The organism is Oleiphilus sp. HI0066 (assembly GCF_001635725.1).
In genome coordinates, this window is the sequence record NZ_LWFH01001420.1 from 1 (window position 1) to 741 (window position 741).

Here is a 741-nt window from a genome sequence, read left to right on the forward strand (position 1 = left end):
CAGATCGGGAGTTTCAGAACCAGTACCCAGACCTGCACTAGCTTGATGAGCTGTGCCAGAGAAACTTTCCAAGGGCGCTGCCTGAATATCATTCTCTTCGCCACCTAAGGCTTCAGCCTCGGCCATCGCCGCGGCCCATTCATCCTCAGCGTCACCACCAGCATCGCCAGACTCTTCCATCGCCGCTTCCCATTCAGATGCTAACTTCTCGTCTTCACTTTGACCGTCGTTTTGGGTTTCGTTATCACTCATCTTCGTCTACCAAGCTGGTTGAAGCGGTTGTTGGCCGCTCTATTTTGTCCTTAATCATCAATGCCAGTGATCCATTTTTCTGGCCTAACTGAGCATAAAACATAGGTATTTTGTTTGCCGATACCATGGCATATTCAGGTAAATCTACGGAAATAATGTCGCCTTCTTTTAAATTCGACACGTCACGTAAACTAATTTGGTTTTCTAGTAGGGTTGCGTTAATCGGCACGTTTGCGCTGAGTAAATCTTCACGCATCGTGTTCACCCAACGTTCATCAATTTCATCAACGTCGCTTTGCACACCGGCATCAAGCAGCTCGCGCATAGGCTCAATCATCGAGTAAGGCAGCGCCAAATGCAGATCACCGCCACCGCCATCTAATTCAATATGGAATGTACTGATTACAACCACCTCACTTGGGCTGACTATATTCGCCATTGAGGGGTTCACTTCAGAATTCACATACTCAAAATCAACTTTAAAAATCG

General features: G+C 47.0%; 1 protein-coding gene and 1 pseudogene. Both read right to left on the minus strand.

Features of this window, described 5'->3' with window-relative positions:
- Positions 1-252 (minus strand): annotated as a pseudogene (locus A3738_RS31385) (hypothetical protein); the annotation flags it as partial.
- On the minus strand, positions 245-741 hold a 497-nt coding region (locus A3738_RS21565), incomplete at its 5' end, for a flagellar motor switch protein FliM (protein WP_197473958.1). The gene A3738_RS21565 and the pseudogene A3738_RS31385, both read right to left, overlap by 8 nt.